Source organism: Pseudomonas sp. FG13, from assembly GCF_057809755.1.
In genome coordinates this window covers 23,545-37,673 of the sequence record NZ_JBMDKO010000056.1, presented here as the reverse complement: position 1 = coordinate 37,673, position 14,129 = coordinate 23,545, and the positions used below count along the sequence as shown (strand labels likewise).

Annotated in this window: 9 protein-coding genes and 1 pseudogene; 8 read left to right on the top strand and 2 right to left on the bottom strand. The window is 54.1% G+C overall.

The annotated features are described in order from the left end of the window. Positions 1–88: 88 nt before the first annotated feature. Both hrpA and aceK read right to left on the bottom strand, forming a co-directional pair. Positions 89–4,000, bottom strand: coding sequence for an ATP-dependent RNA helicase HrpA (hrpA, locus tag ACODTO_RS26530; RefSeq protein WP_489107299.1), 3,912 nt, complete (start codon positions 3,998–4,000; stop codon positions 89–91). A 173-nt stretch (positions 4,001–4,173) separates the two neighbouring features. Then, positions 4,174–5,895, bottom strand: a complete 1,722-nt coding sequence (gene aceK / locus ACODTO_RS26525; protein WP_489107298.1) for a bifunctional isocitrate dehydrogenase kinase/phosphatase — start codon at positions 5,893–5,895, stop codon at positions 4,174–4,176. Positions 5,896–6,024: 129 nt separating this feature from the next. Here aceK and ACODTO_RS26520 point away from each other — a divergent pair. The 8 genes and pseudogenes from ACODTO_RS26520 to ACODTO_RS26485 form a co-directional block, all read left to right on the top strand. Then, positions 6,025–6,348, top strand: a pseudogene (locus tag ACODTO_RS26520) (EamA family transporter); the annotation flags it as partial. Positions 6,349–7,136: 788 nt separating this feature from the next. Next, entirely contained in the window at positions 7,137–7,355 is a 219-nt protein-coding gene (locus ACODTO_RS26515) for a hypothetical protein (protein WP_489107297.1), read from the top strand. Between the two features lie 101 nt (positions 7,356–7,456). Beyond that, positions 7,457–8,071, top strand: coding sequence for a hypothetical protein (locus tag ACODTO_RS26510; protein WP_489107296.1), 615 nt, complete (start codon positions 7,457–7,459; stop codon positions 8,069–8,071). Positions 8,072–8,162: 91 nt separating this feature from the next. Beyond that, positions 8,163–8,606, top strand: a complete 444-nt coding sequence (locus tag ACODTO_RS26505; RefSeq protein WP_489107295.1) for a hypothetical protein — start codon at positions 8,163–8,165, stop codon at positions 8,604–8,606. Next, positions 8,603–10,822: a hypothetical protein gene (locus ACODTO_RS26500; protein WP_489107294.1), complete on the top strand. Its 2,220-nt coding sequence runs from the start codon at positions 8,603–8,605 to the stop codon at positions 10,820–10,822. The genes ACODTO_RS26505 and ACODTO_RS26500 overlap by 4 nt, the downstream gene beginning before the upstream one ends. A gap of 65 nt (positions 10,823–10,887) precedes the next feature. Then, positions 10,888–11,181 (top strand): hypothetical protein, encoded by a 294-nt coding sequence (locus ACODTO_RS26495; RefSeq protein ID WP_489107293.1) that lies wholly within the window; start codon positions 10,888–10,890, stop codon positions 11,179–11,181. Beyond that, a complete protein-coding gene (locus tag ACODTO_RS26490) occupies positions 11,181–11,426 on the top strand; it encodes a hypothetical protein (protein WP_489107292.1) in 246 nt (81 codons plus the stop codon). The genes ACODTO_RS26495 and ACODTO_RS26490 overlap by 1 nt, the downstream gene beginning before the upstream one ends. Positions 11,427–11,766: 340 nt before the next feature. Continuing rightward, the gene (locus ACODTO_RS26485; RefSeq protein WP_489107291.1) at positions 11,767–12,987 is read left to right on the top strand and encodes a hypothetical protein; all 1,221 of its coding nucleotides are present in this window, start codon (positions 11,767–11,769) and stop codon (positions 12,985–12,987) included. Positions 12,988–14,129 lie beyond the last annotated feature (1,142 nt).

Here is a 14,129-nt window from a genome sequence, read left to right as displayed (position 1 = left end):
CGATAGCGGTCTGTCAGTTGATAGGGATGTCGACTGACACTGCCTCATCGCGAGCAGGCTCGCTCCCACAGGCATCAATGGTGTTGCCTCAGGGCTCCACCTGCCCCCACTGCTTGCCCAGGCGCTTGTCCGAAATAGGCACCTTGGTCCCCAACTGCTGGGCGAACAGCGACACTCGGTATTCCTCCAGCCACCAGCGGTAAAGCTCCAGTTGCGGATCGCGCTTGCCCTCCTGGGCGTGTTTGCCGGCGCGGGTCTGGTACTGGGCCCAGAGGTTCGACAGTTCGCCGCTCCAGACCCGGTCTTTCTGCACCTGGCTGCTCAGCTTCTCGAAACGCTGCTCGATCGCCTTGAGGTAGCGCGGCAGCTCCTTGAGCCATTGATGCGGGGTTTCGCGCACGAAGCCCGGGTACACCAGATGACTGAGCTGTTGCTTGATGTCGTTCAGCGCCACGGCCTGGGCCAGGTCGATCTTGCCTTTGAAGCGCTTTTGCAGACCATGCCAGAGCTTGAGGATATCCAGGGTCAGCTTCGCCAGGCGTTCGGCGTATTCGGTCCAGCCGCCGCGCTTGCGCTCGGCCAGGGACGCCAGCGCGGCGCCGTCACGGGGCAGGTTCGCTTCGCCTTCCAGCACACAGCTGTCGAGACTGGCCAGCAGGATGTCTTCCACCAGGTTGTCGATGCGTCCCAGTTCGCGGTAGAGCAAGCCCAGTTCCGTCAGCCCCGGCAATTTGCTCCGCAGGAACTTGGCCGACTCCGCCAACTGCTGCATCAACAACCGTTGCAAGGCCCGGCGATGCTGGTACTCGGCTTCGGCCGGGGTCGGGAAACGCCCTTCCTTGACCACACCGCCCTCCTCCACCAACGCCGGATACACCGTCATCGACAACCCGGCGATCTTCTGCTGGGTCTTTTCCGCCACCGGAGCGAAGACTTTGGCTTCCACCGGCGCCTGGCTTTTCGCGGTTTGCGGCACGGCCAAGGCAGCCTGGCTGGCTTCGGCAAAACGCGCTGTCAGCTCGGCCAGGTCGCGACCCTCGCCGAGGAACTTACCCTGGCCGTCGACGATTTCCAGGTTCATGCGCAGGTGGCCTTCCACTTGCTGCGCCGCTTCGGCCCAGGCTTCGTCGCTGACCCGCGCGCCGGTCATGCGCAGCAGCTCGCGGCCCAGGGATTGCGGCAACGAACCTTCGGCGAAGGTAATGCGTTGCAGCGCCGCCTTGACGAAGTCTGGCACCGGCACGAAGTTCTTGCGCAGGGCCTTGGGCAGGTTGCGCACCAGGGCAATGCACTTGGCCTCGATCATGCCGGGCACCAGCCACTCCAGGCGCTCCGGCGGCAGCATCGGCAACAGCGGCGCCGGCACCCGCAATGTCACCCCGTCGCGGGGATGGTTGGGTTCGAAGTGGTAGCTGAGGGGCAACGTCAGGTCGCCGACGCGCAAGGTGTCGGGGAAGTGCGCGGCGGTCACTTCGCTGGCCTCGCGAGCCAACACGTCCTCTTCGCGCATGATCAACAACTGCGGGTCTTTCTGGCTGTTGATCCGGTACCAACTGTCGAACGTCGCGGTCTGGTGGATCTCGGCCGGCAACCGTGCGTCATAGAACGCGAACAGGGTTTCCTCGTCCGCCAGGATGTCGCGGCGCCGGGCCTTGGCTTCCAGCTCGTCGAGTTGCTCCAGCAATCGGGTATTGGCCGCCAGGCACTTGGCCTTGGACTGGATCTCGCCACGCACCAGGGCTTCGCGGATGAACAGCTCCCGCGACACCACCGGGTCCACCGGCCCGTAATGCACCGGCCGACGGCCGACCACGATCAGCCCGAACAGGGTGATCTGTTCATACGCCACCACCTGTCCGCGCTTCTTCTCCCAATGGGGTTCGAAGTGGTTTTTCTTGATCAGGTGCCCGGCCAACGGTTCGATCCAGTCCGGTTCGATCTTGGCGACCATGCGCGCATACAGCTTGGTGGTTTCCACCAGTTCGGCGGTCATCAGCCACTGCGGACGCTTCTTGCCCAGCCCCGACGAAGGGTGGACCCAGAAGCGCCGTTGGCGGGCGCCCAGGTAGTCGCCGTCTTCGGTTTTCTGGCCGATCTGGCTCAACAGGCCCGAGAGCACCGCTTTGTGCAGTTTCGGGTAGTCGGCCGGGTCCTTGTTGAGGCTCAACTGCATGTCGCGGCAGATCAGGCTCAACTGGCGATGAGCGTCGCGCCACTCGCGCAGGCGCAGGTAGTTGAGGAAGTTCTTGCGACACCAGTTGCGCAACGGGCTGGCCGTCAGGGCCTGGCGTTGTTCTTCAAAACCGCGCCACAGGTTGACCAGCCCGGCGAAGTCCGAGTCAGAGTCCTTCCACTGGGCGTGGGCCTGGTCGGCGGCCTGCTGACGTTCGGGCGGACGCTCTCGCGGATCCTGGATCGACATGGCGCTGGCGACAATCAGCACTTCCTGCAGGCTGCCCAGCTTCGCCGCTTCCAGCAACATGCGGCCCATGCGCGGGTCCACCGGCAAGCGCGCCAACTGACGGCCCAACGGGGTCAGTTGGCTGTTGCGGTCCACTGCCGACAATTCTTGCAGCAGGTTGAAACCGTCGCTGATGGCCTTGCCATCCGGCGGCTCGATGAACGGGAAATCAGTGATCTCGCCCAGGCGCAGATGGAGCATCTGCAGGATCACCGCCGCCAGGTTGGTGCGCAGGATCTCGGGGTCGGTAAATTCCGGCCGGCCGAGGAAATCTTCTTCGCTGTACAGCCGTACGCAAATCCCCGGCTCGACCCGCCCGCAACGCCCCTTGCGCTGGTTGGCGCTGGCCTGGGAAATGGCTTCGATGGGCAGGCGCTGGACCTTGGCGCGATAGCTGTAGCGGCTGATACGCGCGGTGCCGCTGTCGATCACGTAGCGGATGCCCGGCACGGTGAGCGAGGTTTCGGCGACGTTGGTCGCCAGCACCACACGACGGCCCGGGTGGGACTGGAAGATCCGCTGTTGTTCGGCCGGGGACAAGCGCGCATACAACGGCAAGATCTCGGTGTGCTTGAGCTGGGCCTTGCGCAGCATTTCCGCCGCGTCACGAATCTCCCGCTCCCCCGGCAGGAACACCAGCACATCGCCAGGGCTGCGGCGCTCGCTGCGCTCATGGGCGGCGATTTCATCGAGGGTGGCGAGAATCGCCTGGTCGACGGTCAGGTCGTCCTCGACGCGGTTGCCCTCTTCGTCCTGCTCCAGGGTCAGCGGGCGGTACCAGGTTTCCACCGGGAAGGTGCGGCCCGAGACTTCCACGATCGGCGCGTCGTCGAAGTGCTTGGAGAAGCGCTCCAGGTCGATGGTCGCCGAGGTGATGATGACCTTAAGGTCCGGGCGGCGCGGCAGCAGGGTCTTGAGATACCCCAGCAGGAAGTCGATGTTCAGGCTGCGCTCGTGGGCTTCGTCGACGATGATCGTGTCGTAGCGCTCGAGGTAGCGGTCGTTCTGAGTCTCGGCCAGCAGGATGCCGTCGGTCATCAACTTGATCAGGGTGTTGGCGTCGCTCTGGTCCTCGAACCGCACCTGGTAGCCCACCAGCGCGCCCAATGGCGTGGCCAGTTCTTCGGCGACCCGGCTCGCCACGCTGCGGGCGGCGATCCGGCGCGGTTGGGTGTGGCCGATCAAGCCATACTGGCCGCGCCCGATTTCCAGGCAGATCTTCGGCAATTGCGTGGTTTTGCCCGAGCCGGTTTCGCCGGCGATGATCAACACCTGGTGCTTGAGCAGCGCGTCCTTGATTTCGTCACGCTTGGCGGCAATCGGCAGATTGTCGTCGTAGCGAATCAGCGGCAGGCTGGCCTTGCGCGCCAGCACCTGGTCGCACGACGCCTGCATGCGCGCCACCCACTGGGCCAGCTTGGCCTCATCGGGTTTCTTGCGCAGCTCGAGCAACTGCCGCCGCAACCGGTGACGGTCGGCGAGCATGGCGTGGTCGAGGTTCTTCAGCAGCTTGTCGATAGCGGGGGCTTGGTCAGTCATCGGGTACGCAAGGGTCGTCGGTTTTATGCAGGGGGCGATTGTCGCAGATTTGCGCACATGTGGGAGCAAGGCTTGCCCGCGATGACGGAGGTCAGCTTGCATCAATGTCAATTTTCGGACCGCTGTCGCGAGCAAGCTTTGCTCCCACAGAGGTGTTGCCCAACCTCCAAAGGTTATTCGCTATCCAGGTCCTTGCGCCGATACGGGAACACATCAATCACCTTCCCCGCTCGAATGGCCTCTTGCAGGCCTTTCCAGTAGTCGGCGTTGTACAGCTCGCCGTGCATCTGGTCGAACAACTTGCGCTGCCCGGCGTCGGCGAACAGGAAGGGTGGGAACTCTTCGGGAAAGACGTCCAGCGGACCGATGGAGTACCACGGTTCGGAGGCCATTTCGTCTTCCGGGGTGCGCGGCTGGGGGATGTGTCGGAAGTTGGCTTCGGTGAGGAAGCAGATCTCGTCGTAGTCGTAGAACACCACCCGGCCATGGCGGGTCACGCCGAAGTTCTTGAGCAACATGTCGCCAGGGAAGATATTCGCCGCCGCCAACTGCTTGATGGCCAGGCCATAGTCCTCCAGCGCCTCGCGCACCTGGGCCTCGCTGGCGTTTTCCAGGTAGAGGTTCAGCGGTGTCATGCGCCGCTCGGTCCAGCAGTGACGAATCAGCACCGTATCGCCTTCCACCGACACCGTGGAGGGCGCCACTTCCAGCAACTCTTCCAGGCACGCCGGTTCGAACTTGCCCAGGGGAAAGCGGAAATCGGCGAACTCCTGGGTATCGGCCATGCGTCCGACCCGGTCGACACTTTTCACTAGCCGGTACTTCTCGATCACCGTGGCGCGGTCGACGTTTTTCGACGGCGAGAAGCGGTCCTTGATGATCTTGAACACCGTGTTGAAGCCCGGCAGCGTGAACACGCTCATGACCATGCCGCGCACACCGGGCGCCATGATGAACTGGTCGTCGGTGTTCGCCAGGTGATTGATCAGGGCTCGGTAGAATTCGGACTTGCCGTGCTTGTAGAAACCGATGGAGGTGTACAGCTCGGCGACGTGTTTGCCTGGCAGGATACGCTTGAGGAAGCCGATGAATTCCGCCGGCACCGGCACATCCACCATGAAATACGAACGAGTGAACGAGAAGATGATCGAGACCTGGGCCTCGTCGGTGATCAGCGCGTCGATCTGGATGCCCCGGCCCTCGCGGTGCAACAGCGGAATCACCAGCGGCCACTGATCATCGCGGGTGTAGATCCGCCCCACCAGGTAGGCGCCCTTGTTGCGATAAAGCACTGATGAAAACAGCTCCACGGTCAATTCCGGGTCCTTGCAGACCCAATCCGGCAGGTTTTCTCGCAGCTGGGCTTCGAGGCGCTGCAGGTCGCTCGCCAGGTCGGCGTAGTCTTCACTGAACCGGTAATCGGCGAAAATGTCCGCAAGCATCCGGTCCAGTTGGCCCTGGGGCTTGTAGGTACGGGTCTGCGCGGAGCGGGCCCGACGCAGGCTCGGCCGGGTGGTGTGGATAAACATGGTGCCGTCGCTGATCAGGTCATGGCTGAACAGGCCGCAGAAAATCGAGTTGTACCAGGTCTCGGACAGCTCATCGTCGAAACGCAGGTCGATCAGGCTGATGTAGGCACTTTTCACCAGCGGCCAGCAGCTCACATCCATCAGCGCCTCGGCATCGAAGGCCTTGCGCAGCCGGGTCACGGTTTCGAAGACTTTTTCTTCGTACAGATTGATCCGCGCCGCCGACGCCGCTTGCGCTTCCTGCCATCGGGCCTGCTCGAACCGGGCACGGGCACCGTCGGTAATCTGCCGGAAATGCTCGCGATAATCGTCGAAGCCGTCGAGAATCGAGCGGGCGATATCGCTGGCGGGCCATGGCTGCGGCATAGGGAAAACCTCGACGGGGGGTCTTGTCATGAGCGGCTGAGCTTAGAGGCCAATCACGCGGCAACGCAACCATTGCCATTGGTCCCAGGGAGGGCGACACTTGCCGGCCAACCATGGAAGGACTCCCTCGTGAACCTCGTCGATCTCCTGCGTCTGCTGTCCTTGGCCGCCATCTGGGGGGCGAGCTTCCTGTTCATGCGCATTATCGCGCCCGTCATCGGCACGATCCCCACGGCCTTTTTTCGTGTCTCCATCGCCTTCGTCGGGTTGGTGGTGATCCTGGCACTGATGCGAGTCGACTGGAATTTCCGCGGCAAGCTGAAAGTCGCGATGGGGCTGGGCCTGATCAACTCGGGCATTCCCGCAACCTTCTATTCCTTGGCGGCCCAGACCCTTCCAGCCGGTTACTCGGCGATCTTCAACGCCACGACGCCGAAAAGATCGGCATTGTTGGTATGAGCAAAAAGCTGGATCCAATCGCTGCTACGTGAAATCTGCCCCACTTGCCTACATCCATACTCAACCAACCGCCATAGCCACGCCCTATCAGCCTTCGCAAAATCAATTAATATAAAGATATTGACTACATACCACAGGTTGTGCTTGACATCTGACAAATCGGGTGTATAATATAGTTAAGGAAGGATGAAAAGTTTCCGTAATTTTCCAGAACTGCCCTCTCCAGAATTCCCGCCTTAGCAAGTTGTACTGGCTTCCTCCCCGGTACATCAGAGCAACGCCCTCATACGTTTCCTTGACCTTCTCCAGTAGGTTGCTCGTTACTGGTTCCAATTTAAATACTCGCAGGGTGAAGACCCCTCGCAGCTTTAGCATGTAGCTGTGCGAAATACATGCACACAAATTACCGTCCTTGGTGGTTCTTGGATCATCGGTAATTGAATAGCCGTCTCGCAGTACGGTTGTGGTCACTGCTCAAAATTCAAAGTTGTCATCAGGCATGGTGGCGTAAAGGGCAGACCTAAGAAATCTGCCCTTTTCCACGTCTATAGCCTGCCAGCGTTCGCAACTCACAACTCCAGTTACAACCCGTAGATCAATAATCAACACAATCACTTAGGAGGCCAAATGAAGGTCACGAGAGTTTGTGCCCATTGTGGCACCAAGTACATTACATATCTGAATACTGCTGAATACTGCTCATCCTCTTGCAGGGGCAAAGCGTACAGGCAGCGTAAGAAGCAACAACAAACCGATACGCCAACTCAATAACAGGAGACACCATGCCAATGAATATGAACATCAATATCAACATCAACATTGCAATCCAGCCAGCAACAGAGGCCATTGTAGAACAACCCGCCTTAGAGAGTGCTGAATGCTCTGAAGCTAAAGCTGCAATGATCATCAAACGCCTAGCATACCGCCAACGTATTGCAGACAAGCTTCGTACAACATTTGGTGATGACACCGCCAACCGTTTTCTTGCAGGAGCCATCTGAAATGGAGCTGTTTATCTGGATGATAAGTTCCAGCACATCCCTGGCCCTGCTCACACTCGCAGCAACTGAATACTACAACACACTTTAACAGGAGATTTACAATGACAACATTCAACAACGCAACCCTAGAGCAACTGAAAGAACAAGCTGTTATCAAGTACAAAAACAGCACACACGGTTATGACGCCTATGCAGATACATGCCCGAAAACAGCCCGTGCAATTGGCAGGATGGTGGTAGGTGCTGAGGTAGTTATTCCCGTTGTATATCAAACAGAGCTGATTGCAACCTACATCGAATACGCCTCCAAGGGCTACACCTATCACCCAAATGGAACTTTCCCACTCAATACTACTGGTAGCGTACAGTTCCACATGTGGAAGCCCGAAGCTCCACAGATTGAAAAGTATCTAGATGAAGATGGAAATGAGAAATCTAGAGAAATTCGCATTGAAGGTGTGCAATACCAATGTGATGACCTTCAGAAAATCTTGGCAGAAGTAGAGTCGAAGTATAAGACAGACTGTGAAGCAGCAGCACTTGCAGAAGAACAACGTATCCTAGCGGAAGTCACAGCTCAAGTTGACGCTGAAATCAAAGCGGAACTTCAAGCACAAGCTGAAGCAGAAAAGCAAGCTCGTATTAATGCTGCACTTTCTGAACGCGGCCAACGTATTCAAGCTGCTATCAAGCCTGCCAAGAAAGCTGCTAAGTGATGTAGAGGCGTGCAACACGCCCTTTAGTTACAACCTACACACAACCAATTCCAGCCTAACAAGGTATATCCGATTATGGAGCTATAAACACGTGCTTAACAAAGACACACTGAAGCTGCACCTAACAGCAATGAAGGATACAGGGACGCATTTCAGTGTGTTCCTTGTAACTCCAACCAACATTATAAATTTCACTCGTTACCTTCGACGATTCTTTCAACAACGTTTGGGCTACATTCCCGACTATCACTTGTTCTGGTTTGCAACCCCACAAGGCTACGTTGTAACTCTAAGTGCTGATTTGATTGTACGTCGGAGCATTGAAGAATTTTACAGAATGGCAACAGAACGCAACTACATCACATCTGCATCACCACTGTACATTGGCAGCAGTGTAAAGACCCTGACAAAGACTTTGAATGGTATGGCAGAAAGTCACACTGACGTTATTCACACACCATTCCCAAACAAACGCACATTCGGTGGTAGTGCAATCCGCAAGCATCAGCGAGCAATTACAGGAGTTAACAAATGACAGCCCATACTGAAGAAATTGCAAAACTAGTTGGTACGCTCAAGTTCAACGTAGATACAGCAGGTTTGCGACATTTCCAAACGATGCTAAGAAACGCCTCACAGCAGATGGCGAAGTTTGGAGCAGACTACACAAAGATTGCCAATCAGATGACTAAGGGACTCAAGCTAAAGGTTGATGTTAGCGATGCAGAGAAAGCAAAAGCCAAACTTGATAACGCATTGAAACGACAGTTCAGGGCTGAAGCAGCATTGGGCAACCAACAACGAACAACTCTCGCTGCTGAACTGTCACAGCAGAAGTTGAAGTATGTTGGTACAGAGAAGCAAGCTGGCATTGTGTCTGACCTTCTTAAGTCGCAACGTGAAGCCGCTGTAATCGCCGCCAAGGCTCATGCCACAAAAATGCGTGACGCTGGCATTACTAAACAGCAACTTGCCTCACAGAACGCTGTAGTGGCTTCTATGACAAAGCAAGCACGACTAGACGCAATTGCACAGAAGACTCGTGCAGCAACTCAGAAAGCCCATGACAACCACTTAGCTTCTATGACAAAGATTCAACGTCTGCAACATATGATGAATCAAGCTCAAGTAGCAGCTCAGCAACGTGCAGCCAAGCACACTGTTCAAATGGCAAGCCTGCAACAGGCCGCAACCAACAAGGCCACTAACCAAGCCCAGAAAGATCAACGCTTTCAATGGGCACAACAACGTCAACAGCAATGGCAAGCCAACCAGAACTCCCGAAACTCACAAGGTAGTTTTGGTGGCATGGGCGGACTAATCGCCCTTGGTGGTCTTGGTGCTGTAGTTGGTGGTCTTACTGCTGCTATTGGGGCTCTGAACAATCGTATTCATGAGCGTCAAGAAGGTGTTCAAGAGGCTCAAGGCTTCAACAACATGTTTATGTCAATTAGTAAAGATCCTGGGATTGTGAAGCTATTCCGCGATGCTTTCATTAAGAGTCAGAATGATAACGGTGGTGCAATCGACACTGACACAGCCAAAGACTTCAGAACACTTGCAATCAACATGGCCGCCGCAGGCAAGACTCTTGATCAAATCACAGACACTTGGAACGTGCGTCAACAAGCCTTCTCCGTTGCTGGTACATCCAAGGAAGACAACAAAGAGCTGAACAAACAACTTGGCCAGATGGCCGCCGATGGGACTGGTGCTGCTTCTGATGCCAACATCATTAACGACCGGATGCCAATGTTAACGCCGTATGTTGTTCGTAAGTACATGGAAGAAAAAGGCATTACCGATTACAAGAAGGGCTTGGGTGCATACAACAAAGACTTGAAAGCTGGCAAAGGTGTTAAGTTCTCTTGGTATGACGAAGGTATGCGAAATCTGGTAGCTGCTAATGGTGATTCTCTTGAGCGTAACCGCAACAGTGTAGCCACTGCTCAACAGCGAGCAGACAACCAAGCTTACCTAAGCACCAACAACATCAACTCTGATGCTGAGCTGTCCGGTGTTATCAAAGAGCGAATCCAAGCTGAGCGTGAGTTGAATGAGGCACTCCAGCCACTGAAACAAACTCTTGCATCCTTTGACCTTGGTCTAACCAAACTTGCTACTTCCATGCTTCGTATGGCGGCTGATAAGAATCCTGATGGAAGCGGGAAAAGCGACCAGCAGAAGACGCAGGAACGAATGACAACGGCAGACATGCCAGTCTCTCTAGGCATGGTTGGCACACACGACTATTCCAATGTTGATGCCAACTCTCAACATCAAGGTGGCCCTATTGGTGGTTTGTGGAACTTGCTATTCAACGTCAAGGACAATCGAGACAGTTACAAGCAACAGGCAAAAAACCTGGCCCCTGACACTCTAGGGCAACAATCGGGAGTAATGCCGGGAGTAGTGCCACAGTTCCAATTCAGTGCAGACACCATCAAACAGATGGCAGGGTTTTACAACAGGTACGAATCCTCTTCTATCTCTCCTATGTCTGGCGCCATTGTATCCGGTGCTTCTGCTGGAACACAGATTAACGCTCCAGTAACGGTAGAAGGCTCCAACATCCATATTGAACTTCACGGTAGCGCCACAGATGAAGACAGAGCCAAGATTATGGATGCAGTTACATTAAAACTTGGAGAACAAACTGCTGCACTCACAATGCAAATGCCCGGAATTGCTAAAGAAGCTATTAACAACGCATTTGGTCAAGCAAGAGCACTACAGGCAGAGCACCAGTAACCGCTAGGAGCCTCTCATAGAGGCTCTGAGGCATTCTAATTAACAACCTTACAGGAAACACCGACATGACCAATAGAACAGCCTTAAAGGCTCTTATAGGAGCTTTGATACTGGCTTTAATACTGATGCTTGGTTACTCGGTTAACAGCTATAGCGAAATGCGTAGAAATGACATGCAAGTGCTAGAAGACGCTAAACATTATACCGATAGTCGCATCCTAGAGAAGCAAGCCAACATGGTAGCTGCAATCTCTGATGTTACCAAAACCACAAAACTACTAACCCGAATCATCTGCCTATCACAATTTGACAAGAACGAATGTGAGCAGGAACTAGGGCCACTCTACAAGGAAAACTAATGGAACAAGCAACACAACGAAAGCCAGTTCTGACACTCCGTAAAAAACCAGATACACCCCCTGCTTTAAACCCCGCCGCTACGCCAAATCTGCAAGACCAACCCCCACAAGAATATCCAGATTTAGCACAGGATCGTTTTCCTGAGTGGGATATTCCTGTAGTTGAAGACGTAGAGCCCAAGAGACGTAAACGCCGTAAAGACAAGCATGTTGAACAATACCGCAAAGAGGCTCGCTGGCAATGAGACTTCCTTACGAACTTATTGAAAGACAAGAACCGATTTCTAATGGTGCATATCAGTATCTCTCTGATTGGTGGAACCCATCTGTTCCATATCTGAATCCAGCATTGGTTAGATACCTTGTCTGGGCTGTGCAGAATGGCGTTGATGAAGAAGAGTTTAAAAGATACGTCAAGAAAAACTACTACGTCTAACAGGAGTAACACAATGAAAACTTGTACTTGCCGTAATTGCGGCCACGTTTATGTAAAAGCTAGGGCTTCAGCATTTTGCTCCAGCTCTTGCCGCAAAGCTTACAACGAACAAAACACCAATCCAGCAATCCTGACAGGAGCTACAACTAATGACATCAAACACCACAGCAGCCGTTAAACAAAAGACTTGTAAAAATGTAGACTGCAAAAAGCGATTCAGACCATCTGTGAAAACCGCCATCTATTGCAGCCGCACTTGCAAAGACAAAACCGCTAACAAGAGAGTGAAAAAAGACCCAATGGAGAGGGCTTTGAAGACCGCCTTCTTCTATTATCTTGCTCGTGAGTGTCAGCGTGCTGGAACGCTTGAGATTCTACGCGGCCATACTGTTGAGTCGCTTTCAGCACTCCACACCCTGTACAAGTTGAACATGCGTTACAACGGCTACGGTGATCGTAACGAGTACGAGCTATCTCATATCGCCCCAGTTAGGGGACGTGACTTTATCGGTCTGCTGCACGCTGAGAACCTTGTATCCACCCCCAAAGCTCTCAACCGTGCTCACAGCACCAAGTATTACGGATACGGTAAATCCATCCATCGTCTGACACTGGATTCAAAGCACAATGTCGATAAGAGACTGGAAAAGGAATCTGAAGTTGTAGCCCGCGTTCTGAAGTACCTTGGAAAGGACGTTGTCCTAGCGACCATAAAGGCGTGCAAGATCAAACCAGCCCAGCGTAGCCAGCTTACAGAATGGATTCTTGATCGTTACGACTCTTCCAACCCTGACCACGTAGCAGCTATTCCAGATATCAGCAAAGTGGATGGAATGAACACCAAGGAGCTTCAGCACGTTAAGGCCATGATGCTCGGTGAAGAAGCTGGTGAGTACTTCGCCTCTCCTGCTTCACGCCCTGAAGTTGTGTTCTCCCAAGAGTTGACCCGCCTAAGCGCCTACCGTCCAGAACTTGAAGTTTACGCTTACGCCCTGACTGAAGCTCTCGCCACTCAGACAGAATCCTCCAGTCTGTTTACCCTGCACCATGCACAGATGTTATTCGACGTGCTGCACGGTAAGTCGATTGCTGTTATGGCCGATACGCTGGAAATGGTGATTGCTGAGAACACCCAGCTGTTCATGATGAATTACGCTCCCGGCAAACGACACGTCATCACGAACCCTGAGACTCAACGATACTTCCTCCAAGATCATGAGGATCAAGTTGTTATCACGTCTTTGGCTGCCTTCAAGGCGTCTGTGGGCTTTGGTAGCCGTGCAGCAGTCCTAGTTGAATCTCTGTCACTCGTTCGACCTGGGGCAATGGACATGAGCAACGTTGATCCGTTTTACGCACCACCGTTCTAACCCTGAAGCCCTATCTGGCCCCGTGCTGGATGGGGCTTTTCCGTTGGTGACAGCACATTGTTCGCACCTGCCAGTAGGAGACGTTCTACGCCGACTGCATTGCCTGTAGGCCACGTTTTTAAAGGGCTTCAGCCCTTTTCAGTGTGCAGATATCAAGTGTATTCCCGTGAACGTCGTTCACAGTCTGAGCCAGCCCCGGCCTTCAGCCAAGGTTATGCACGGACAGCAGGATGCGGAATGTTCTCTCTCGTAGGGTTTTTATAAATTAACAAACAACAATCAATCCAACCTCCAAGAATAGTAACAGTGACAACGTACGTTGTCGGTTGTACACCTCTCCAAGAACGTCAGTTCTGAAGGTTGGTATTGTTGATTTTGTTTTTATCAGGCTTGCTCTTCAAATTGTGTTACATCCTGACCTACGGTCAAAGCGTACCCATCTGAACGTACGTTCAGGATTGTTCTCCCTGTCAGCGATGCTCTCTTCATAATGCGAAACATTCAAAACCATCCTGTCTATATTATGCAACGCAAATGGAACCGCCCTTCTCTCCTCATAATGCGTCACAATCGAATTCCTGGCCCTTGGCCAATGGTGACTCGTTCCACTCGTGGATGACGTGTCCTCTTTGTATAGTGCGTCCGAATCAAAAATCCTCCCGTATGTATTAATGCGTCCGAATCAAAAATCCTCCCGTATGTATTAATGCGTCGGAATCAAATTGATCAAAAAACGATCAATTAACCTAGCATAAACCACTGTATACCCATACAGCCATACGTGTTCTGGCGTTAGCCAATCTCGTGTACCCCCTGATTTCATTGGCCCTCAGCCGATCAGAAGCCCTTGAACGTGGCGAATAACCCGTTTTACCGCGCTCTCTCTCCAATGTACCCGTGAGCTTTAGCTTATCTACCAAGCGCGATGCTTTTTCTCTCGCCGTCGCGGAAATGGAAAAATTGAGAAAAATGGCAATCAGCCCCACCCGGACACCCAGAAATCACCGACCCGTGCAAGACATTCCAGTTGAAACCTGATCGAAGGCGACCAACGGTCATTCCAGATTTCTGACAATGACAAATCCAAAAATCCCAACCTCCTGTACTGACATTTTCCATTTGTCATTTGGCTGGACTGGCAG